The 23,401-nt window shown below is 34.3% G+C and carries 17 protein-coding genes; 2 read left to right on the top strand and 15 right to left on the bottom strand.

From position 1 onward, the window contains the following. Window positions 1-20: 20 nt before the first annotated feature. Complete coding sequence (locus BW939_RS05510) at window positions 21-1,094, bottom strand: branched-chain amino acid aminotransferase (RefSeq protein ID WP_076450632.1); 1,074 nt, start codon at window positions 1,092-1,094, stop codon at window positions 21-23. Window positions 1,095-1,177: 83 nt separating this feature from the next. Between BW939_RS05510 and mnmD the strand changes: the two genes are divergently transcribed. Next, entirely contained in the window at window positions 1,178-1,864 is a 687-nt protein-coding gene (gene mnmD, locus BW939_RS05505; protein WP_076450631.1) for a tRNA (5-methylaminomethyl-2-thiouridine)(34)-methyltransferase MnmC2, read from the top strand. Window positions 1,865-1,970: 106 nt separating this feature from the next. After that, a complete protein-coding gene (locus BW939_RS05500; protein WP_076450629.1) occupies window positions 1,971-2,390 on the top strand; it encodes an NUDIX hydrolase in 420 nt (139 codons plus the stop codon). 135 nt (window positions 2,391-2,525) lie between these two features. Here BW939_RS05500 and guaA read toward each other — a convergent pair whose 3' ends face one another. The 14 genes from guaA to BW939_RS05425 form a co-directional block, all read right to left on the bottom strand. Continuing rightward, complete coding sequence (gene guaA, locus BW939_RS05495) at window positions 2,526-4,055, bottom strand: glutamine-hydrolyzing GMP synthase (protein ID WP_076450628.1); 1,530 nt, start codon at window positions 4,053-4,055, stop codon at window positions 2,526-2,528. 238 nt (window positions 4,056-4,293) lie between these two features. Then, window positions 4,294-5,532, bottom strand: a complete 1,239-nt coding sequence (gene purD, locus BW939_RS05490) for a phosphoribosylamine--glycine ligase (protein WP_076450626.1) — start codon at window positions 5,530-5,532, stop codon at window positions 4,294-4,296. A gap of 116 nt (window positions 5,533-5,648) precedes the next feature. After that, entirely contained in the window at window positions 5,649-7,163 is a 1,515-nt protein-coding gene (purH, locus tag BW939_RS05485) for a bifunctional phosphoribosylaminoimidazolecarboxamide formyltransferase/IMP cyclohydrolase (RefSeq protein WP_076450625.1), read from the bottom strand. Between the two features lie 239 nt (window positions 7,164-7,402). Then, window positions 7,403-7,972, bottom strand: a complete 570-nt coding sequence (gene purN, locus BW939_RS05480; RefSeq protein WP_076450623.1) for a phosphoribosylglycinamide formyltransferase — start codon at window positions 7,970-7,972, stop codon at window positions 7,403-7,405. A gap of 66 nt (window positions 7,973-8,038) precedes the next feature. Further along, on the bottom strand, window positions 8,039-9,031 hold the full coding sequence (purM, locus tag BW939_RS05475; protein ID WP_076450621.1) for a phosphoribosylformylglycinamidine cyclo-ligase: 993 nt from the start codon (window positions 9,029-9,031) through the stop codon (window positions 8,039-8,041). A 252-nt stretch (window positions 9,032-9,283) separates the two neighbouring features. Beyond that, window positions 9,284-9,835: an NADPH-dependent FMN reductase gene (locus BW939_RS05470; RefSeq protein ID WP_076450620.1), complete on the bottom strand. Its 552-nt coding sequence runs from the start codon at window positions 9,833-9,835 to the stop codon at window positions 9,284-9,286. 197 nt (window positions 9,836-10,032) lie between these two features. Then, window positions 10,033-10,761: a pirin family protein gene (locus tag BW939_RS05465; RefSeq protein ID WP_076450618.1), complete on the bottom strand. Its 729-nt coding sequence runs from the start codon at window positions 10,759-10,761 to the stop codon at window positions 10,033-10,035. Window positions 10,762-11,485: 724 nt separating this feature from the next. Further along, on the bottom strand, window positions 11,486-12,871 hold the full coding sequence (locus BW939_RS05455; RefSeq protein WP_185115855.1) for an MFS transporter: 1,386 nt from the start codon (window positions 12,869-12,871) through the stop codon (window positions 11,486-11,488). 4 nt (window positions 12,872-12,875) lie between these two features. Next, the gene (locus tag BW939_RS05450) at window positions 12,876-13,391 is read right to left on the bottom strand and encodes a nuclear transport factor 2 family protein (RefSeq protein WP_076450613.1); all 516 of its coding nucleotides are present in this window, start codon (window positions 13,389-13,391) and stop codon (window positions 12,876-12,878) included. 104 nt (window positions 13,392-13,495) lie between these two features. Further along, a complete protein-coding gene (locus tag BW939_RS05445) occupies window positions 13,496-15,406 on the bottom strand; it encodes a glycoside hydrolase family 13 protein (protein ID WP_076450611.1) in 1,911 nt (636 codons plus the stop codon). 65 nt (window positions 15,407-15,471) lie between these two features. Further along, window positions 15,472-17,631 carry a glycoside hydrolase family 97 protein gene (locus BW939_RS05440; RefSeq protein ID WP_076450609.1) on the bottom strand — a complete coding sequence of 720 codons (2,160 nt, stop codon included), beginning with the start codon at window positions 17,629-17,631 and terminating at the stop codon, window positions 15,472-15,474. Between the two features lie 75 nt (window positions 17,632-17,706). Continuing rightward, the gene (locus BW939_RS05435; RefSeq protein ID WP_076450607.1) at window positions 17,707-18,741 is read right to left on the bottom strand and encodes a SusE domain-containing protein; all 1,035 of its coding nucleotides are present in this window, start codon (window positions 18,739-18,741) and stop codon (window positions 17,707-17,709) included. Window positions 18,742-18,759: 18 nt separating this feature from the next. After that, a complete protein-coding gene (locus tag BW939_RS05430) occupies window positions 18,760-20,391 on the bottom strand; it encodes a RagB/SusD family nutrient uptake outer membrane protein (protein ID WP_076450605.1) in 1,632 nt (543 codons plus the stop codon). Between the two features lie 12 nt (window positions 20,392-20,403). Continuing rightward, complete coding sequence (locus tag BW939_RS05425) at window positions 20,404-23,142, bottom strand: SusC/RagA family TonB-linked outer membrane protein (protein ID WP_076450602.1); 2,739 nt, start codon at window positions 23,140-23,142, stop codon at window positions 20,404-20,406. Between the last annotated feature and the right edge of the window lie 259 nt (window positions 23,143-23,401).

Genomic DNA, 23,401 nt, shown 5'->3' with positions numbered 1-23,401 from the left:
TACATTTATTATTGAGTAGATTAAACTGTTTCAAGAATATTTTTCTCTACCAAAACTCTCCATCCGAAAGGATCTTCCGTGAGATTTGTCTGTAAACTCACTAAATCATTCTTTAATGTAACTGCAAAACTTTCTTCGTCTGAAAGTCTAGGCAATTCAAGTTTATTACCTTTATACCCTAAAGCTTGAAACACAGTTGTAACAACAGCAGTTCCTACTCCCCAAACTTCTTTCAAAGTTCCGTCTTTTTGTGCTTCAACAACGTCTTTTACCTTAATAGGTTCTACTTTTACGGTAAATCCTCGTTTTTTTGCTAATTGAATAAAGCTGTCTCTTGTAACACCATCTAAGATTTTCTCTGAAGTAGGTGGTGTATAAATTGTATCGTTTATTCTAACAAAAACATTCATTGTTCCACTTTCTTCAAAATATTCGTGGGTAGCATCATCTGTCCAAATAATTTGGTCATATCCTTCTTCAATAGCCAACTGAGTTGGGTAAAAAGAAGCTGCATAATTTCCTGCCGCTTTTGCAGAACCTACACCTCCGCTTGCCGCTCTAGAGTAATGATCTGAGATTTTCACTGATACCGGTTCTGTATAATACATTTTTGCAGGTGTTGCCACGATGGCAAACATATATTTATTAGCAACTCTTGCTTTTAATGCTTCTTCAGTAGCGAAAATTAGCGGTCTAATATATAATGAATTACCTTCTCCCTGCGGAATCCAATCTCTATCGATATTAACCAAAGCTTTAAGACCATCCAAGAACATTTCTTCTGTAACTTCTGGCATTGCAAGACGCTTTGCAGATTTATTGATACGCTCAAAATTCTTTTCGGGCCTGAAAAGGAAAACTTGTCCATCTTTGTCTTTATAAGCTTTCATGCCTTCAAAACAAGCTTGCCCATAATTTACTCCCATCATCGCTGGAGTAAAAGGAATGGGGCCATAAGGAACTACCTTCACATCTCCCCATTTTCCGTTTTCATATTCACAAATCACCATGTGGTCTGCAAATATATTTCCAAACGAAAAGTTTTGAGGATCGAACATAGATATTCTAGAGTTTTCTGTCTTTTGAATTATCATTTCTTAAATTTTTTATGATGTTCTACAAATTTAACATAATTTTTCAAATATAAAAATTTTACATTAAATTTGACAAAAAAAGCGTGAAAAGAGAAATAAAAACAACTAACGACGGTAGTAAAACATTGTTTATCAGTGAATTAAATGAAAACTACCATTCTCATCATGGTGCGTTGCAGGAAGCCGAACACGTGTTTATTAAAAATGGATTAAAATTAATAAATGATTACGAAATTAACATTTTAGAACTCGGTTTTGGAACAGGTCTGAATGTTTTAGTAACAATTAATGAATATTTAAAAACTGATAAAAATCATAAGATTAATTATTTTAGCTTAGAGAAATATCCGATAAGTGAATCCGAAATTAAAGATTTGGCTTATTTTGAACTTTTTAGTGACGTAGAATTAAAAAATATTTATCAAAAAATTCATCAAACAGATTGGGAAAATTTAAATGAAATTATTCCAGGATTTAATTTAAAAAAGATTCAATGCGATTTTTTTGACTTGAAAGAGATCAACTTACCCCAAGTAAACCTCGTTTATTTCGACTGTTTTGGTGCAAGAGTACAGCCCGATCTTTGGGAAAAACCTCTATTCGAAATGGTTTCTGATAAGATGAATAGGAATGGTTTATTAACAACCTATTCATCAAAAGGCAGTGTGAGAAGGATTTTACAAGAACTTAATTTTAGAGTCGAAAAGGTTCCCGGGCCTCCAGGAAAACGTGAGATGATTAACGCATGGAAGACGGAAGAGCTAAGTTGAAAATTTTACAAAACTTTGTTTTAATATTTAGTTAAATTTTTTTTGATTAACTCTTTCACTTATAAAAGCGACAAATTCACTATTTTAGCTTTACAAAATATGATACATGATAGACAAAATAAATGTTCGGGTATATGCTTGTGCTGTAAAGAATAAAAAAGTTCTTGCCTTATTTGAAGAATATGCCGGCGAACCATTAATGAAGCTTCCGGGAGGCGGATTGGAGCTCGGCGAAGGTCTCACAGACTGTCTTCACAGAGAATTTGAAGAAGAATTAAATCTTAAAATTGAAATTTTAGATCATTTTTATACTCAAGAAAATTTTTTGACCTCTAGATTTCGTGAGAATGAACAGCTTTTAACGGTGTATTATTTAGTAAAAATCATCAATGAAGAAGATTTTCTAATCATGGATCCTTGCATCGAAAAAACGGAGTGGATTGATATTGATTCTGTAGATAATCCTTTTACATTGCCTGTTGATAAAATAGTTTTTGATAAACTTAAAGAAAAATTTCTTTCTTAATTTTATTTTATTCAATTTTTGAATTTATAAAAATATTTACAATTTAATTTACATAAAAAAACCAGCTTAAAAACTGGTTTTTTTATGTATTAACATTATAAAAGTTTGTATAACTCTTATATCGGTTTTATAGTATTACTCCCACTCTATGGTTGCAGGTGGTTTGCTAGAAATATCGTAAGCAACTCTGTTGATTCCTCTTACTTCGTTGATGATTCTGCTAGACACGGTATCTAAAAACTCATAAGGAAGTCTGCTCCAAGTTGCTGTCATAAAATCAATAGTGTTGGCAGAGCGCACTACCGCCGTGTATTCATAGGTTCTTTCGTCGCCCATTACTCCTACAGATTTTACGGGAAGAAGAACTACGAATGCCTGAGAAACTTTGTCGTACAAGTCATTTTTGTATAATTCTTCAATAAAAATATCATCAGCTTCCTGAAGGATTTTTACTTTTTCAGCATCTACGGCGCCCAAAATTCTAATTCCCAAACCTGGACCAGGGAAAGGATGTCTGTGTACCAAATGATGAGGAATACCCAATTCTTCTCCTACTTTTCTTACTTCATCTTTAAAGAGTTCTCTTAAAGGTTCAAGTAATTCAAACTCCATTTCTTCTGGAAGCCCGCCCACATTATGATGTGATTTGATTACTGCTGAAGGTCCGTTTACAGACTGGCTTTCAATAACATCTGGATAAATTGTTCCTTGTGCTAAGAATTTTGCGCCTTCTATTTTATGAGATTCTTCATCAAAAACATGAATAAATTCGTTTCCAATAATTTTTCTTTTGGTTTCGGGGTCATCCACACCTGCTAATTTTGAAAGAAATCTTTCTTTAGCATCCACCAATTTGATGTTCATATTAAAGCTCTCGCCGTAATTTTGCATCACTTTTACGTCTTCGTCTTTACGCAGAAGTCCGGTGTCTACAAAGATACAATGAAGCTGATCTCCAATTGCTTTGTGAATTAAAACCGCAGCAACAGAGGAATCTACTCCACCAGAAAGCCCAAGAATTACTTTATTGCTTCCTACTTTCTCTTTGATTTCTTCTACTGTTTTATCGATATAATTGGTGAGTTTCCAATTTTTTTCTGCTTGGCAGATTGCGAACACAAAATTTTCTAGCATTTTTCCACCTTCTTCTGTGTGAGAAACTTCGGGGTGAAACTGTACGCAATAGATTTTCTTGTCTTCATTTGAAATTGAAGCAATAACACCAGATTTTGCATTTAAATCAAATCCGGCAGGTAGTTCTCCTACTTCGTCGAAGTGGCTCATCCAAACTACGGAATTGTTGGTAACCCCTTTTAATAAAGAAGATTCTTTTACAATTTCTAAATGCGCTTTTCCGTACTCGCCTTTTTCGCCTTTATTCACTTTTCCGCCCAAAAGATGTGCGGTAAGTTGCATTCCGTAGCAGATTCCTAGTACGGGAATTCCTTGTTCGTACAATTCTTTTTCAACCAAATGTGCGTTTTCTGCATTTACAGAACTGGGGCCACCTGAAAGGATAATTCCTTTTGGTTGTTTTTCTAGAATTGCTTCTAATGGTGTATTGAATGGTAAGATTTCAGAATACACACCCATCTCACGAATTCTTCTTCCGATAAGCTGGTTGTACTGAGATCCGAAATCTAATATGATAATACCGTTGTGCATTGTATAATTGATGATTGATAATTTATAAATGATAAACCAAATGATGTTGATTTACCTAATTTTTTTTTTAAAAGGACTAAAACCCTAGCCCTGATGGAAACGGCATCCTTTTTTGTGATTGCGATGGCGAAAAAGTTGTACATATAATTTCGGTTCTATCGCAATTACAAAAAAGATACAGTGGACAGCAGGTTCCCGGCTTCTAATAAAAAAAGCCCCGAAAAATCAGGGCATTATATTAAAATTTACCTATATCTTCTCTGTAGAAACTGTAATCGAAATGGACATGGCTCGCATCTTCGTAGACTTTTTTGCGTGCATCGTCGTAAGTAGCTCCTGTAGCAACGATATTTAAAACTCTACCGCCGTTTGAAACCACTTTATCACCTCTTTTTACTGCTCCTGCATATAAAATTGTGCTATGTTTTACTTTATTTTCGCCAACGATTTCGAATCCTGTTTCTATGTTTCTAGGGTAACCTCCAGAGCACATCACAAGGCAAACTGCTTTTTCGTCTTTGAATTTAAGCTGTATATCTTTTCCGTCTAGACAATCATTGATTACATCAAGAAGATTATTCTCCATCAAAGCCATTAAAACCTGAGTTTCTGGATCTCCGAATCTCATATTGTATTCTAAAAGGTAAGTTCCATTTTTAGTAATCATCAATCCGAAGAAAATAATCCCTTTGAAACCGAAACCTTCGCCTTTGAGACCTGTTACCGTAGGTTCAAGTATGTTTTTCTCGAAATCAGCAAAATGTTCTGCAGTAAATTCTGGGCTTGGTGCAACAGCTCCCATACCTCCTGTGTTTGGACCGGTATCGCCATTTCCAGCTTTTTTGTAATCTTTTGCTGCAACACAAGGAAATAATTTTTCTCCGTTTGAAAATGCAATAATTGAAGCTTCAAAACCTTGTAAATATTCTTCAATTACTACTCGGATTCCTGCATCACCAAAAATTCTTCTGATCATAAAATCATGAATCGTAGCTTCTGCTTCTTCTAGAGTTTCGCAAATGACAACGCCTTTACCACCCGCCAATCCGCTGGCTTTTATAACCAAAGGAAATTGCTGAGTTTGAAGGTATTCTTTAGCATCGTTATAGGCATCAAAAACTTCAGCTTTTGCTGTTTTGATATTATACGTTTTCATGAATTTCTTAGAGAAAGCTTTACTTCCCTCAAGACTTGCTACTTTCTGGGTAGGACCAAAAACTTTAAGATCATGTTTTTTGAATTCGTCTTTCAACCCTGCAACTAGTGGTGCTTCTGGACCTACTATAGTAAGATCTACTTTTTCTTTGATTGCAAAATCTCTGAGTTCGTTGATTTCTGATAGATGGATATTTTTCCCTATTTTGTCGGTAGTTGCGTTTCCGTTGGCAAAAAACATCTGACTCACTCTTGCATCTTTCTGAAGTTTTGTTGCCAAGGCAGATTCTCTTCCTCCTTCACCTATGATTAATATTCTCATACTTTAATTATTATCTAGTCTATTTTACAAATATATAATTTTGAATGCTATAAATACAATTTCAAAATGTAATTTTTGGCTATTAACTAATGGCTAATGGCTTTTAGCATTGAAATTTAATGAAAGAAATGTCTTACCCCTGTAAACATCATCGGGATTTTGTGTTCATTGGCTGCGTCAATACTTTCTTGATCTTTTACGCTTCCTCCGGGCTGAATAATCGCAGTAATACCTTCCTGAGCGCAGAAATCTACTACATCACGGAAAGGGAAAAATGCATCAGAAGCTAAAACTAAATCTCCTGTAAATTTTTCTTTTGCTCTTTCTATAGCCTGTTGTGTTGCCCAAATTCTATTTACCTGTCCGCCGCCAATTCCGAAAGCTTGAATTCCGTTTGAAACAACGATGGCGTTTGATTTTACGTATTTTACTACTCTCTGCGAGAACAATAAGGCTTTCTTCTGCTCTTCTGTTGGTTGAGTTTCAGTAACGACTTTAATATCGTCTGAGAAAATACTGTCGTTATCCTGAACTAAGATTCCACCGTCAACCTTTACCCAAGTCTGTTTGTCTGAAACCGGATTAACGATTTTTATAATTCTTAAATTTTTCTTTTTTCTTAAAACCTCTAAAGCATCCTCGTCAAATTCTGGAGCCATTACGATTTCAAGGAATGTTTTGTTTAATTCTTCAGCTGTTGCAGTATCAATTTTAAAATTGGCAGCAACAATTCCACCGAAAATAGAAACAGGATCACATTCGAAAGTTTTTTTGTAAGTTTCTAAAGCTGAAGTTCCAATTGCTACTCCGCAAGGTGTAGAATGTTTTACAGCACAACACGCCATTTCGTCTTTAAATTCGGTTACCACTTTCCAGCAAAGATCCATATCGCGAAGGTTGTTGAACGATAATTCTTTACCTCCCAACTGTTCGAAATCTTTCATGGCACCGTTTTCAAACGTTGAAACGTAGTATGCTGCAGTTTGATGTGGATTTTCTCCGTATCTAAGGTCTGAAACTTTTTTGTAAGAAGCGCTCAAATACGTTGGATAATCTTCTTCTAAAAGCATTCTTGAGATGGCAGCATCGTATGCCGAAGTAAGGTTAAATACTTTACCGGCTAATCTTTTACGAGTATCTATAAACGTATCACCGTTTTGCTGCATTTCGATTTTTACTTTTTCGTAATCTTCAACGTCAGTAATTACCGTTACAGAATCGAAATTTTTAGCAGCCGAACGAAGCATTGAAGGACCTCCGATGTCGATGAATTCTACTTTTTCGTGTAATGAGATGTCTTTGTTTACATTCTCAAAAAACGGATATAAATTCACAATCACCATGTCGATCAAACCAATATTGTGCTCCTGAACGGTTTTCATGTGCTCTTCATTTGAACGAACTGCCAATAAACCACCGTGAACTTTCGGGTGTAAAGTTTTCACTCTTCCGTCCAACATTTCAGGAAAATCGGTTACCTCATCGATTTGAATTGGATTTAGACCAGCGTCTTTCAAATGTTTGAATGTTCCTCCTGTAGAGATCAATTCATAATTTTGAGATTCTAAAAACTGTGCGAATTCTGTTAATCCACTTTTGTCAGAAACACTGATCAAAACTCTCTTGCTCATAGATTTTTAATTTTTTGAAGCGAAAATCGCAGGATTGCGATTTTCACTCATTTTTCACTTTGTCCCTTCGGACTTTTTCAACTTTTACTTTTTACAGTTATTTCAAACTGTAGATCGGTTCTTTCACCTCCGATCTTATTTTTACTTAGATTTTTTACTTTTCGAAATATTTTTTTCACCTAAGTGTGTCTTTATCTTTTTAATGTAACAATGTACCAGTTAAACAATGTAGCAAAGTACTAGATTGGTACATTGAGTAATTTATTGATGGCTATTGGAAAAATTTCATATTCAATTTTGTGAACTTTTTCTGCTAATGTTTCGGGAGTGTCATTTTCTGTGACTTCGAATGATTTCTGAAGAATTGCTTCGCCTTCATCAATTCCTACGGTTACAAAATGTACGGTTGCCCCGCTTTCTTTTTCTTTAGCTTCGATGACAGCATTGTGAACATGATGTCCCCACATTCCTTTTCCGCCGTATTTTGGTAGTAAGGCCGGATGGATATTGATAATTTTATTTTCCCAACTTTCTACGAATTCTGGTTTGAGGATTGATAAAAACCCTGCCAATACTATTAAATCTGTATTTTCCGGAATTATTTTACTTAAATCGCTGCTGAAGTTTTTCCCTCTCGGGATTAACACAGTTTCTATGTTGTGATTTTTTGCTCTTTCTAATCCGTAACATTCTCTGTCGGCAACCACTAAAGATATTTTTGCATTCTGGATTTCTTCGTTGTCAATAGTATCGATAATTCTCTGAAGATTGGTTCCTGAGCCTGAAACGAGTATAACTAAGTTATTCATAATGAATCAATTTGAAAATAAGTTAATTTGAAAATTAAATAAATACATTATCTAATTAGCACATTTTCAAATTTTCAAACTAATTTTTTCAGTTCCTTCCGTGATTTCTCCGATTTGGTAAGCGTCATCTAAAAGATGAAGTACTTTTTCAGCGTGTTCCTGATCTACAACAACAATCATTCCTACGCCCATGTTGAAGGTTCCGAACATTTCTTCACGGGCGATGTTTCCTCTTTTCTCCAACTCCAACATTATGCTAGGAATTTGAATTTTTGAGGCATCAATTGAAGCACATAATCCATCAGCTATAATTCTTGGGATATTTTCGTACAAACCGCCACCTGTAATATGGGCAATTCCTGCAACTTCTATTTCTTCAATTACTTTGTGAATGTCTTTGTAATATAATCTTGTAGGAACCAAAAGTGTTTCGAACAAAGGCTTTCCTTCAAATTCTTCTTCAAAATTCGGGAATATTTTTCTTACCAAAGAAAATCCGTTTGAGTGAAATCCTGAACTTGGCAATGCAATGATTTTATCTCCTGCTTTGATTTTTGACCCATCAATAATCTGGTCTTTTTCAACTATTCCTACACAAAAACCTGCAACATCATAATCCCCTGGTTGATACATTCCTGGCATTTCGGCAGTTTCACCACCAATCAATGCGCAGTTGTTATCTTTACAGGCTTTTACCATTCCTAAAACTATTTCTGCAGCAATTTCAGAATCTAATTTCCCACAAGCTAAATAATCAAGGAAAAATAATGGCTTTGCACCATGGCAAAGGATGTCGTTGGCACACATTGCGAAGCAGTCTACACCGATAGAATCATATCTTTTTGAATCTAAAGCGACTTTCAGCTTCGTTCCTACTCCGTCAGTTCCAGAAACCAAAACAGGGTTTTTGTACCCGCCAATTTCGTAAAAAGCACCGAAGCTTCCCAAATGATTCAATACATTGGAATTGTGCGTTTCGCCCACCGCTTTTTTGATTTTATCAACGGTTTTGTAACCTTCTTCTTTGTCTACACCTGCAGATTTGTAAGTATTGCTCATTATAATTTAGATTTTTAGATGCTAGATTTCAGATTACAGACTGACCTCTTTTATCTTTTTATTTTTACTTATAGTTTGATTTAAAAAAAATAAAAAAGCCGACAATCTTGTTAGATTATCGGCTGATATTTTACATGAGAGTTTCAGAGTCCACAGTTTTTCCATTAATTGAAAAACATTCTTTGAAAGTGGATTGAATCTTCATCTTTTTTCTTTTTGCAAAGATATTAATTTTAAGTTAATATTCAAATGCTATTTTTCTAAGATTGTTTCAAGTGCAGAAATCTTGTTTACTTTTTCGCGTAACTCACTGTCTTTTTCTTGATTAGAAATTTTTTGAGTTTCTTTATCAAAATTGTCATTAAAGAAAGGTAGTGTAAAAGTGTCTATAATATTTCCTCCATGTAAAGGAAAACGCTTTTCAGCAGCTTCCAAAACACCTAAACCGCCTCTTGCACCAGGAGCTGTAGCCATCAACAACATTGGTTTTTCGTTCCAAACTGCTCTTTGTTTAATTCTTGAAGTCCAGTCGAAAACATTTTTAAAAGCTGTAGAATACGTTCCGTTGTGCTCAGAAAGCGAAACTAAAAGTAGATCTGCATTATCGATTTTTGAAGCGAAATCAATTGCTTGTTGAGGAACACCACTTTCTACTTCTCTTTGGTGTTTGTAGATTGGCATTTCAAAATCGTTCATGTCTACAATTTCCACTTCTGCATTAGTAAATAATGTTGTGGTGTAGGTAACCAATTGTTTATTAATTGATGTATCGGAATTACTTCCTGCGATGGCTAAGATTTTCATTTATTGAATTATTTTATTGATTTTTTGCGGGTTATTTGTTGAACCACTTTGTGGTTCGTTGTTGCCGGTTGTCTTTTTTCCATGGGTTTCACCCATGGCTATTCACATTTAACCACTTCGTGGTTTGATTGCTTTGAAAATTACATTAGAATATTTATTATCAAAAGCCTTTAAATTTTGATGGTGCAAAATTAGTGTTATTTTAAATATGCCGGTAAATCCATTGGAACTTCCATCAAAAGAATTTCGGTATTTTCTACGGCTTCGATGTTGAAACTTTGGGTGTCCCAAATTCCTAATCCATCTTTTTCGTTTAAGATTCTGTCGCCTACTTTTGCGCTGCCTTTTAATACAAATGCGTAAACTCCGTTTCCTTTTTTGTGGAAGGTGTAATTTTCACTGTTTCCTTTGGTAAAATTAGCTAAATTAAACCAAGCATCTTGATGAATCCAAACTCCGTCATCGTTTTTATCCGGAGATAAAATTTGTTGGAAACCGTTGATTTTCTCTCCATCTTTGATACTTTTCTGGTCGTATCTTGGCTCTACATTTTCTTCTCTGGGAAAAACCCATATTTGTAAGAATTTTACGGCTTCATCTTTATTTTGATTGTATTCGCTATGCATTACACCGGTTCCAGCGCTCATTACCTGTATTTCTCCTTTTCTGATAACGGCAGTGGTTCCCATAGAATCTTTATGTTCTAGGTTTCCTTCCAACGGAATCGAGATGATCTCCATGTTTTTGTGAGGGTGCGTTCCGAAACCCATTCCCTGAGAAACGGTGTCGTCATTTAAAACCCTCAACACTCCAAAGTTTGATCTTTCTCTGTTTTGATACCCTGCAAAACTAAAGGTATGATAAGAATTTAACCAACCGTGATTTGCGTGACCTCTAGAATCTGCTTTGTGATATATTGTTTTCATAATTGATGATTTACTATTGATATCTGATATTTAAATTTACAAGAACAAAATTCGTCAAAATTTGATTGGTGGATGTTGATGTAAGATAAGAAAGGATTGGTCAATGTAATGGTCAATTTTCTTTGAAGTGAATTTGTTAAGATTAAAATTCAATTAAACCCATTGTGCATTTTGAATTATTGTCTTTCGTAAATAATAAAATCGAAGATTCGACTTAGTCAAACGGCTTTGTTTACGTTTATTTAAAGGGATTTTTACAATTCCTTGCATAACTTTGTTTTTATCGCTAGGGAAAAATAAAGATCTTATAATAAATGTAATTTTTAAGATAAAAATTGGCATTTCATTTAGCAAAGTAATACAAAGACTCTAATTTTCAATCGCTTGACGGCATCTACAAAATGCATCATGGTTTCAATTAACGTTTTAAGAATGTTTAGTTTTGGCTAAGCCATCCGCGTCTTTTAATAATTAAGAAAAGCGGACTAAAGTCCGCTCCTATTGAAAAAATTATTGCAATCATCTTTAATGTTATCAAAAAATAAATGATTGTGCGTTTTTATTCATCATGCTAAATTTTAACGCAAACGGCACACAAAGCTTTTTTTACTAATCATCATTTCAAGATAAACAAAGACGTAAACTTAATAATGAAAAACAAAGATTTTTTAATTGTGATAAATTGCGGATATTCAGTAAAAATAATTTCTAATTTCTAATTAAACTAAAAATGTACCTGTTGAATTTCATCTTCAATTTCTTTTGGAGTTTCGTTTGCTTGATTTTTAATTAAAAACATAGTTACTGCAGCCGCAACTATCATAAAAACCCCTCCTACAACTACATAATCCATAGCCATATTTCCGAAAATTTGTTTTACAATAATTCCGCCGAAAATTACATTAACAATTTGAGGAATTACAATAAAAAAATTGAATATACCCATATAAATGCCCATTTTTCTTTGAGGAATTGAATCAATCAACATTGCATAAGGCATTGCGAGGATACTTGCCCAAGCAAACCCCAATCCTACCATCGAAATCCAAAGCAATGAAGTATCTTTAATAAAAAACATAGAAATCAAACCTAAACCACCACTTAATAATGCCAATGCATGCGTTTGTTTTTTACCCAATATTTTTGCTATTGGGGATAAGAAAAAAGCAAATGGAATAGCAAATAAATTATACAATCCAAATAAGTGATTTTGTAAATCCCCTGCTTGATTAAATTTAACAGAACTTCCATCTTCTGGAGGTAATCCAAAATGATGTGTTGCTAAAGCACTTGTTGTAAAAACCCACATTGTAAATAAAGCAAACCAAGAAAAAAATTGAACTACTCCTAGTTTCTTCATTTGTAAAGGAATATTTCCAAAATCTTTATAAATATCTGAAAATTTCGAATGTTCTTCTACCATCTCTTTACCACCCTCAAATTCTGCAAATTCTTTGGGAGAATATTCTTTAGTGGTAAAAATAGTATACATAATGGAAAGAATTAAAACTGCTGCACCAATATAAAATGCATAAATTACATTATCTGCAACGTATCCTTCTTGTGCAACATTAGGTACACCTAATTTTGTAAGCCAATTTGGCATTTCTGAGCCAATAACTGCACCAATTCCTATTAAAATTGTCTGGATAGAAAACCCTAAAGTACCTTGATGCTTTGGCAACATATCTCCTACTAAAGCCCTGAAGGGTTCCATAGCAACATTAATAGAAGCATCCATTAAGGCTAAAAAAACAACTGCTAAAAGCAAAACATTTGCTCCCATAAACTGAGTAACAGATGCAGCATTTGGCAAGAAAACTAAGCCAATTGCACATAAAACAGCCCCTATTAAAAAATAGGGTTTTCTACGACCAAGCGGACTCCAAGTATTATCTCCCATATGTCCGACTATAGGCTGAACTATCAACCCCATCAATGGTGCTACTAACCAAAACAACGGTAATTTATCTACTTCTGCTCCTAAATTTTGTAAAATTCTACTCGCATTACCGTTTTGAAGCCCGAAAGCCATCTGAATTCCCAAAAAACCCATGCTCATGTTGATGATTTGAGGCATGGAAAGACTTGGTTTTATTTTTTTTGTCATGATTTTATTTTGTTTTCAATTCTGAAATCATTTGATCTTCAATAGGCGCCTTCAATCCCACTACATTATCCGACACCTCATTTGGAACTGTCATAGAAAGTACATATTGCTTCACTTTCCAATGCCCGTTGATCTTTTCTACAACTCCTGAACCACGGCAGATTTTCATTTGGGTATTTAATAATTCGTCAAACCATGCCAATTGGCCATCTTTTGTGAAATGGATATTTCTTTTCAATGAAGTAAAATTCCAAGTTTTCTTTTTATCAAAATAAGGTTTTGCCCAAATCATGAATTCTTTTTTATCCCAAACTTCGGTAGCATCTGTACCGATAAATGTAGATTCTTCTGCGTAAAAATCGAAGTACGTTTTGTAATCTGCTTTGGCTGCAGCAACATTGAATGCATCAAGCATTGTAGCGATTTCGATTTTGTCTTTTTCAAATTTTGTCTGTGCCGAAATGGTTGTGAAACTTAGGACAAACATGAAAATTGTAAAAAATATTGTCGTTTTCTTCATAATTTTAATTTAAAACCTAACAAGTTTTGTAAACCTGTTAGGTTTAGATTTGTTTAATTTAAAATGATAGGGATTTGTAGAAACAATTAAAAATTCTATAATATTTATCTGGTTAGATTATAATTTGCTTTCTCACTCGGTAAAATATTGACTTCTCCCAATTCTTCTTTTAATTCTAAAACAATTGAAGATTTTGAAGGAATTTTTAAGCTTTTATCAAAAACTATTTCTTCTTCAGAAATAACATCAATTCCTCCATAAAATCCTTTCATGGATTCCGCAAAACGATTTAATTCTAAATTTTGCTCTTTTTCGCTGTTATTTACCACAACCATTACCGTTTCTTTTTCGTTGTATCTAAAATAAACAAAAACATCATTCTGAGGAACGAAATTTTTAGTTTTTCCGGTATGAATTACTTCCTTGCCTTTTCTCCACGTTAATAATTTTTGTGTGAAATCATGAAACTCTTTCTGCTCCGTGGTTTGAGATGATATATCGAAAGCATTTTGCTTATCTGATTTCCAGCCACCCGGAAAATCTCTTCTGATATCTGCATCGCCTCCTTTGTTTTTATCACCACGCATTCCGATTTCGGTTCCGTAATAGATTTGAGGAATTCCGCGGACGGTTGAGATGATCGTCATTGCCAGTTTGTACGCTTTTGGATCATTATTAAAAATTTCATTCCATCTTTCGGTATCGTGATTTTCAAAGAAAACGAGAAGATTATTAATGTCTGGATAGAGAAAATCATTGGTAAAACTGTTATAAATTCTGTTCATCCCATTATTCCAGCCTTCCTTTTCTTTAATGGCTTTCGGGAGTTCATCATACAGCGGAAAATCCATTACAGATGGCAGATTTGAATTGTAATTTGCAGCTTCTCCCGTTTTAGAATTCTTTTGCCATGCAGAAATATGTCCTGCGTTATTTAACCATGTTTCACCTACAATATTAAATTTCGGATATTCATCAGTGATTGCTTTTGCCCATTTCGCCATTGCTTCTTTATCGTTATAGGGATACGTATCTACACGGAAGCCACCCAATTCAGCATATTCTATCCACCAGATGGCATTTTGGGTTAAATATTTTAAAACCAAAGGATTGCTTTGATTAATATCTGGCATCGAAGTATCAAACCATCCGTCTAGAGCTATTGTTTTGTCTATTTGGGAAGCATTTGTGTCAAATTGTGAAGTAATTTTATAGTTGGAACGTTTAAATCCATTTTCGCCACCATTAAACCAATGAACCCAGTCTTTTGTTGGCAAATCTTTAATGAGCCAATGCGAAATTCCCCAATGATTGGTAACGTAATCCATCACCAGCATCATCTTTCTTTGGTTGAGTTTTTGGGAGAGTTCCTTATAATCTTCGTTGGTTCCGTAGCGTGGGTCTATTTTGTATAAATCAGTTTGGGCGTAGCCATGGTAGGAATATACTTTTTCGTTGTCCTCGTTCACCGGAGTAAGCCAGATGGCGGTAGCTCCTAAGTTTTGAAGGTAATTAAGATTATTGATAATTCCTCGTAGATCTCCGCCGTGACGGCCGTTCGGCAAATTACGATTAGCTTTCTCAGTAAGATTGGGCTGAGAATCGTTTTTTTCATCTCCATTCGCAAAACGATCGGGCATAATGAGATACATTAAATCTTTGGAGGTAAAAGATTCTCTGTTGGCAGAGTTTGGCTTTCTTTCTTTCAGTTCATACGTGTATGAATCTAGATTTTTTTTACCATTTTTAATATTTATTTTAAACTTTGAAACATTGATTTCGTTCGTATTTAAAGTTACAAAAACATAATTAGGGTTTTCAACTTTCTGAATATCTTTTGCTTTTATTCCGTTTGAAAATTCTATTTCTTTATTGGCGATATCTTTTCCGTAGACTAGAATTTGGATTTCAGGATTTTTCATTCCTTTCCACCAAAATGCAGGTTCTACTTTCTGAATCTGAGCGAAGGTTACAGAAGCTGCCGATATAGCAAAAATGGTGAATATTTTTTTCATATAAATATCAGATTAAAAAACCTTACGGGAAATCCCATAAGGTTTTGTTTTACTAATTTCAAGTTTTATTTTACAGGTTTTATAGTGATTGCAAAACCTCCGCTTCTTACCATTTTGAAAGGAATTTTAGACTTACTTGTAATCTCTTTTTTGTAGATATTGTAACTCTGCGGATTATTGATATAATCTGCATCTTTACCGTCTTCATAAATTACAGCTTCATATTTTTTTCCTTTATCTAAGAAAGAAAAATCTACCGTGTATTCTCGTTTATTTTCATCTGTAATTCCTCCTACGAACCAGTTTTCTGTACCTTTCGCTTTTCTTGCTGTGATAACATAATCTCCCGGCTCAGCGGATAATATCTTGGTATCATCCCAATCTGCTGCAACTTCTTTTATAAACTGGAAGGCATCCATGTGCTTTTTGTAGTTTTCAGGAAGATCTGCTGCCATCTGAAGAGGCATATACATCGTCACATACAGCGCCAGCTGTTTTGCCAAAGTAGTTTTCACGAAACGATTGTCACCGGGGAAATAGTAGTCTAACTTTGTCTGGAAAATTCCTGGCGTATAATCCATAGAACCTCCCATCCATCTTGTAAAAGGTAGAACCGTCTGGTGATCGGGATTGTTTCCTCCGAAAGCTTCGTACTCTGTACCCCTAGCTGCTTCTGCAGAAATGTAATTTGGATACGTACGGCTTTCCCCAGTAGGACGAACTGATTCATGTGAATTTACCATCACTTTATACTCATTTGCTTTTTCCGCAATTCTGTAATAGTGATTTATCATCCACTGAGAATAATGGTGTTCTCCTCTAGGAATAATATCTCCTACATACCCTGTTTTTACAGATTTATAACCGTATTTATTCATCAACTGAAATGCCTTATCTGCCCATCTTTCATAGTTGGCTGCAGAACCAGAGGTTTCGTGGTGCATAATGAGATCAATTCCTTTTGAATGAGCATAATCATTCAACATTTTTATATCAAAATCTGGATACGGGGTGATAAAATCGAAAACATATTCTTTCGAACGCCCGAACCAATCTTCCCAACCTACGTTCCAGCCTTCAATTAGAAGCCCTTGGAAGCCATTTTCAGAAGCAAAATCAATATAATCTTTTACTTTGGTGTTGTTGGCACCGTGATTTCCATTAGGAGTTAGTTTTGTAAAATCAGTCTGACCTAATCGTACATTTGATTCTGGCTGACTGTATGCCCACTGAGATTTCCCGATGATCATTTCCCACCAAACACCCATGTATTTTGTAGGTTTAATGTATGAAGTGTCGGTATATTTTGTTGGCTCGTTAAGATTAAAAATCATTTTAGAATCCATCACATCTTCTGCTTTCGGAGCAACGATAATGGTTCTCCAAGGAGTTTGCATAGGAGTTTGCATGTATCCTTTAGCACCTTGTCTGTCTGCGGTAAGGTGTGTTTTGAACTTAAAATTTTGAGCGTCTACTTCCAAATGCGAAGCTGGATAATCTAAAACTGCGGCTTCAGCAACGTTGATGTACAAAGGTTCTTTTCCTTCTTTTTTCAACATCAGAGGAGATTGCACAGCATCTTTAATTAAAGTTTGTGATGCATTGGCATCTGCTGCCTGCGACCATTTTGATGGAATTTCTGAGACTTTAGATTCTTGGTATTTGTATTCCTGAGAATCGTAGTCTGCAACTATCCACCATGCTTTCATGTCTGTAGGAAAATCGATTTCAGAATCTTCTTCACGAATTACGAAGTAGTTTAGATTTTTCTGTTGAGGAAATTCGTATCTGAACCCAAGCCCATCATTAAACAATCTAAATTTTACAATAATGCTTCTGTCAGTACTTGCCTGATTAATTGTTATTGCTAGTTCGTTATAATGATTGATGTAATTTTTCTTTTCACCTAAAATAGGTTGCCAGGTTTCATTTTTTGAATCTCTTTTTTCTGCAATTTTTGAGAAACCACTATTTAAATCAAATTGAGCGTCTTCAGGTTTAGCAATTTCTGAAGCAAACTTTATAGAAGAATTTTTAAAAATTCTCAGTCCTAATTTTGAATCTTCGACGACTAATTTGCCATTGTATTTCAGGTTATAATAAGGCACGCCCTGCTTCAATTGGAAATCCATTTCGAATTTTCCGTCGGGTGATTTTAAAGACTGGGCATTGGCTACTCCAAACATCATTGAGAGCAAAAAAGCTCCGATTGTCATTTTCTTCATAATGATTATTATATAAAACTTTAAAAATAAAAAAACTGCTGCTGGAAAGCAACAGTTTTAAAGAATTTATAGTTACTAATTTATTGTATAAGCAAGTGTATAAGGATCGAAAGTAACGGTATGCTGGCCTGCTGAAATAGCTAAATTACCTCCCGTCGTAGAGGCAGTTCCGGCAGAGCCTCCCCAGTTTGGCTGGCTCCAATCATGATTGAGTCTGAATTTAAATTCACCTGCTAAAAAAGTAGCTGTAGCAGTCCATCTCAATTGGGTATTATCCCAAACCATGTCTATATCTGTACTCCAATTGCCTCCTGGTGTTGCAGAACCTATTAAACTCATTTGATACGGAATCATCTTCAAGGTATTAGCATTCGTATCTAATGTAGTTTGATAATAACCAAGACCTGGTGCTACAATGTCTCCACCTGCATTATACAAGATAGGAATTGTAGTGGCTGCTGATGAAAATTGGCTATTGGTTCCGTAAGAATTATCCCAGTTTTTCTGTGGAGTAATTTTGTATGCAAGTCCGTTGTCTGCAGTTGCCAAAAATTTAATATACCCTACATAGATACCATTTGTAGTGGGAGATACAAGAGTATTGGCAGTACTAGGATCCCATCCTTGATATTTACCTGGAGCGTACATGTAAGAAACCAAGGCATAAGGATTTACCGAAATTTTTTGTACTGCGGAGTAAACAGGAGCTCCTTTTCCTACTGTCGTTTTTAATCGCACATCTACATTAGTTGCAACACCAGTAGGTAATCCCAAACTCAACATCAAAGCATTAAATTCTAAAACTGTATAAGTTTTGGTTAAAACTCCAAGACTTAATCCAGCTTCTTTTACTGTAGCAAAATTATTTCCTGCTACTGCAAACTGCAATACATTCGTAATTTCTACTTCAGGTGTATATTCTGCAGGCGTAATGGTAAAAGTAACTGCATTGTTACTTGCTGTTGCACTCGTTAAAGTAAGAGCTGCTGTACTTGCTTTAAGTGTAGGCTCAGATTTTAAAGATAAAATTGCCTGATCTTCATCTTTCTCACAAGACCAAACCATCATAATGGCTACAGCTGCGAAAAAAAACTTTATTATATTTTTCATTATTTTAAGTTTTAAAAATTAATAACCTGGGTTTTGAGTTAAATTTGAATTAATATTCAAGTATTTATTAGGAATAGGAAATAAAACTCTTGTTGATGCTATAGAAGACCCATTTTGAATTCCTCCTTTCCATTGCCAAGTGTAGCCAGATACATAATGATTTAATCTGATTAAATCTTGTCTTCTTGTACCTTCCCAATACAATTCTTTAGCTCTTTCGTTCAAAATAAACATTTCTTTAGCGTCTGTTGTAGTAAGCGCATTAATATCAGACATTGTAAGGTTGGTAACACCACCTCTTGTTCTTAGAGTATTGATATATCCTAAAGCTGTAGCAGTACTCCCTTTTCCATTTACAATTGCTAATTCTGCATACATTAAATAAGCATCTCCCATTCTGAATAAAGCAAAATCTGCATCTGTAAAAGTACCGTCACTTCCGCTTGCTCCAGCGGCAGTTTTATTAGAAAACTTAATCAATTTAGCACCTTCTTCAAATTTAGCATAATCTGAAATTGTTACAGGATCTGCTGTTCCCACTACTTTCATTACTCTGGCATCATTTCCTGTAGACTGAATAAATTCTTGACGCGTTCTAAAGCCTGCCCAACCAGCATCAACCCCTAACGTAGCTGCTACTGCATTGGTACAACTTGCATGGATTAAAAAAGTAGTTCCCCCGTAAGTTTTTGTTTTAATACCATCAAAAGTTATCGGGAAAATAGCTTCATCCTGTGCACCATTGGTATTGTTATCTGCCTTAAATAAATTTGCATAAGGTATTGTTGCCACTTTATATGGCGTACCTATTACTTTTGTGATTTCTGCTAAAGCTTCTGTACTTTTATCTGCACCCGTATATACTTTTGCATTTTGGTATAGTTTGGCTTTCAGCATCCAAGCAGCTGCTTTATCTGCTCTTCCGTATTCATTGGTTTTTGGAGCTGCCAAGTCTCCATCTATTTCATTCAGCTCTCCTAATAGATAATTGAAAACATATTCTCTTGATTGTACTGATGGTTTTACACCAGAACCAATTACATCACTCTCTGTTGCAAAAGGAATTCTACCATAAAGATCTATTGCGTGATAGTAAGATAAAGCTCTTAAAAATCTAGCTTCTGCACGGAAAGTTTTTATCTGATTTTTTAAATCTCCTGAAACTCCTCTTGATGATAATTTTTCATCTGTAGTTTCTCTTAAAAACTCATTTGCTAAGCCAATTTGGAAAAATATTCTTGCAAAAAAAGCCTCATTGAATTTATTATCTGCATTCCAAGTATTGAAATTTAAATCTTTGATTCCTGGGTTATCAGATTCTCCCCATGCAATAATAGCTTCATCAGTAGTTAGTTCTTGTAATTGCCAATATCCTCTAATATATTGTGAAAAACCTTCGTTGGGGCCTCCATCAGATTCTAGACCTAAATCTGAATTTCCGTTCGGAGAAGTTTGTCCTGTCACTGCTAAACCAGCATAAATCTTAGCTAAAAACTGTTTGTAAGATTCTGGGTTGGCATAAAATTGCTCTGATGTGTATAGTTCATCATCATTTACTTTAACATCCAAATCATTAAGACAAGAAGTTGCCGAAAAAAGAAATACACTTGCAATAGCCAGATTTCTTAGTTTTACTATATTTAATTTCATTTTTTCTAAAGTTTAAAAGTTTGCATTAATCCCTAAAGTAAACATTCTTGCTCTTGGGTAAATAGAACCGTCTCTTCCTTCATTAAATACTTCTGGATCGAGGTTTTTATATTTTGTAATAATGAGTACATTATTTATTCCTGTATAAAATCTTATAGAACCCTTATTTTTTAATAGATTATTAAATGTATATCCTAAGGTTACATTATCTAATTTTACAAAACTTCCGTTCTTAACGTAATAATCAGAATCTTTGTATGTTTGTGAAAAAGTGGTATTGGTAAAATCTACAGGAGCATTATTAATGGTAAGATCTACAGTATTGTCAATATTATCTAATTGTGCTCTATCTGCAGAAATTTGATCATATACATAATTTCCTATACTTGCTCTCCAAGCCATTGAGAAGTCAATATGTTTCCCAAAAGTTGCGTTGGTCATAAAGCCCATTGTTACATCTGCTTGTGGTTTTTTATAGATGTACTTATCTGCAAAAGTTATCTCACCATCATTATTTCTGTCTACAAAAGCTCCTTCTATTGGTTTACCATTGCTGTCATAAACTTGTTGGAAGACATTAAAAGCATAAGGTGAATATCCTGTTGTAAATGTTTGTATGAAAGCACCTAAACCAACACCACCTTTATCAATATTATCCAGTTCTAGCTCTTTAATATTGATATTATTGTAGGTTGCATTATAATTGAAATTTAGAGTGAAATTTTCTTTTTTCACGGCTTTTATATCCAAACCTAATTCTATTCCTTTAGATTGTAATCTACCTATATTTTTAGGACCAATAATTCTTAGATTTTCCAGCGGACCTTCTGGTACAACAGAAAGTAAGTCTTTAGTATCGGCTAAATAAAAATCCAATGTTCCGGTTACTCTGTTTTTAGCGAATCCAAAATCTAATCCTAGATTGTATTTTAAACTTTCTTCCCATTTTAGGTTTTCATTGTATCCGTTAGCTTTAGCAATCTGATAAAATGTATTTCCCAATTGATAAAATAATGTTGAAGAAACATCGTAAGTCTTTAGATAATCAACTCTTGGCCCATCACCTATATCCTGATTCCCAATCTTACCAACACTGGCTCTTAATTTAAGATCAGATAGTGTAGAATTTCCTTTTAAGAAATGTTCTTCAGAAATTTTCCAGGCAGCAGCTACTCCTCCAAAATCACCCCATCTGTTGTTTTTACCAAAACGTGAAGAACCATCTCTTCTATAATTTATGGTAAGCAAATATTTATTGGCATATCCTAAATTTAACCTACCAAAAAATGCCTGTAAATTTACGTCTGGTTTAGAATTCGGATTATAAAATTCAACTTGTGGGTTTACGGTGTATAATAATGTGTTTCCACTTCCAAAACTTGTTTTGTGATAATTTTGGTATTCATAACCTCCCATCACATCAAAATTGAATTTGCCGAAGGTTTTACCATAATTCAACTGTACATTGGCATTTTTATTCAATAAGCTTTCTCCCGAAAATGATTCAGAACCATAATAAGCAAAAACATTTTTAACAGAATAATATCCATTTCTGGAAAATTTATTTGTCGTTACATGGCCATCCAATTCTTTGCTATCCAAACCTGCATTGGCAATTAATCTTAATTCCGGTAAAAAATGAAATTTATATTCCATGTTTACATTTCCAAAAAATCTTTTGAAATTTTGAATATCATGCTTGTTTCTTAGCTGTGCCACAGGATTAGAAACTCCATTTGGATTATATGTACCCGTTGTAGAATTGAAATTACCCAATCTGTTTTCATAATAACCATCTCCGTAGATGGAGTTTTCTTCAAAAACAGATTGTGTAGGGTTCATAGAAAGTGCATTCCCAATAGCTCCTTCATCAGCATTATTTTTAAAAGTATAAGAATAGGTACCTGTAAGATTAAATTTTAAATGATTATCAAAAAAACTTGGGCTAATAGCGATATTTCCTGTTGTTCTTTGAAAACCAGATGTTATCAATAATCCACTATTTTCTAAATGATCTATAGAAAAACGAGTAGGTACCACACCAAATAAACTTCCTGAAACAGATGCATTAATATCATTCGTCACAGATGTTTTAAAAATTTCATCTTGCCAATCTGTATTTGCAGTGCCTAGTTGAGCTACTTTATTTGGAACGAACTGATTAATTAAAGTTCTGAACTCATCACCGCTGTACACTTTAATTTTTTTTGCTAAAGTATTAACCGTGGTAAAAGCATTTAACGATACTCTTAATCTTTTTCCTCCTTTTTTGGTAGTGATTAATAAAACTCCATTAGACCCTCTAGATCCATAAATTGCAGTAGAAGCAGCATCTTTTAATATCGAGAAAGATTCAATATCATTAGGATTAATAGTTGAAAGAGAAACACCATCCAGAGGCAATCCGTCTACAACCAAAAGAGGCTCGTTACTTGCATTCAAAGAAGAACCGCCTCTCACTCTAATAACCGGTTCACTCCCAGGTGTTCCAGATTGTGTAATAACCACACCAGCAGCACGACCATTAATAAGCCCTTCAGCAGTAGTCACAGCACCTTTATTAAAATCAGATGCAGATAAAGAAGTGATGGATCCGGTAAGATCAGTTTTCTTCTGTTTACCGTAACCAATAAGCACAACTTCCTCAATTTTCTTTTCTTTCGCAGTAGAATCCTGCGTTTGCCCATACATTACTGAGCTTGCCAGTAGAAATGCAGGTGCAATCTTCAATACCGTTGTAAAATTTTTCAAAATATTTTTTTTATAGTTTCTTTTGTTTATGCCGTATATCAGCCTCGCAATTTAAACAAAAAATTAAATGATATTAAAAAATATTTATTATTTGTTAAATTTCACTATATTAAAGGACTAAATATTAACAAAATATTACAAATCAATACTTTAAATAAATTATACATTGCATAATATCTATTTTACAGCGCTAAAAAATTAAACAATTGTTTAACAAATTACTCTATTTTTATTGCTTTTTTTATGATAAGCCTCTTCC

Source organism: Chryseobacterium piscicola, from assembly GCF_900156685.1.
Classification (GTDB): Bacteria; Bacteroidota; Bacteroidia; order Flavobacteriales; family Weeksellaceae; genus Chryseobacterium; species Chryseobacterium piscicola.
The sequence above is the reverse complement of the archived record's forward strand: the minus strand, read 5'-3'. Positions and strand labels throughout refer to the sequence as shown.

Coding starts and splice junctions, on each gene's coding strand:
- BW939_RS05510 (WP_076450632.1), bottom strand. CDS start 1,094: ATGATAATTCAAAAGACAGAAAACTCTAGAATATCTATGTTCGATCCT.
- BW939_RS05500 (WP_076450629.1), top strand. CDS start 1,971: ATGATAGACAAAATAAATGTTCGGGTATATGCTTGTGCTGTAAAGAAT.
- guaA (WP_076450628.1), bottom strand. CDS start 4,055: ATGCACAACGGTATTATCATATTAGATTTCGGATCTCAGTACAACCAG.
- purD (WP_076450626.1), bottom strand. CDS start 5,532: ATGAGAATATTAATCATAGGTGAAGGAGGAAGAGAATCTGCCTTGGCA.
- purH (WP_076450625.1), bottom strand. CDS start 7,163: ATGAGCAAGAGAGTTTTGATCAGTGTTTCTGACAAAAGTGGATTAACA.
- purN (WP_076450623.1), bottom strand. CDS start 7,972: ATGAATAACTTAGTTATACTCGTTTCAGGCTCAGGAACCAATCTTCAG.
- purM (WP_076450621.1), bottom strand. CDS start 9,031: ATGAGCAATACTTACAAATCTGCAGGTGTAGACAAAGAAGAAGGTTAC.
- BW939_RS05470 (WP_076450620.1), bottom strand. CDS start 9,835: ATGAAAATCTTAGCCATCGCAGGAAGTAATTCCGATACATCAATTAAT.
- BW939_RS05465 (WP_076450618.1), bottom strand. CDS start 10,761: ATGAAAACAATATATCACAAAGCAGATTCTAGAGGTCACGCAAATCAC.
- BW939_RS05455 (WP_185115855.1), bottom strand. CDS start 12,871: ATGACAAAAAAAATAAAACCAAGTCTTTCCATGCCTCAAATCATCAAC.
- BW939_RS05450 (WP_076450613.1), bottom strand. CDS start 13,391: ATGAAGAAAACGACAATATTTTTTACAATTTTCATGTTTGTCCTAAGT.
- BW939_RS05445 (WP_076450611.1), bottom strand. CDS start 15,406: ATGAAAAAAATATTCACCATTTTTGCTATATCGGCAGCTTCTGTAACC.
- BW939_RS05440 (WP_076450609.1), bottom strand. CDS start 17,631: ATGAAGAAAATGACAATCGGAGCTTTTTTGCTCTCAATGATGTTTGGA.
- BW939_RS05435 (WP_076450607.1), bottom strand. CDS start 18,741: ATGAAAAATATAATAAAGTTTTTTTTCGCAGCTGTAGCCATTATGATG.
- BW939_RS05430 (WP_076450605.1), bottom strand. CDS start 20,391: ATGAAATTAAATATAGTAAAACTAAGAAATCTGGCTATTGCAAGTGTA.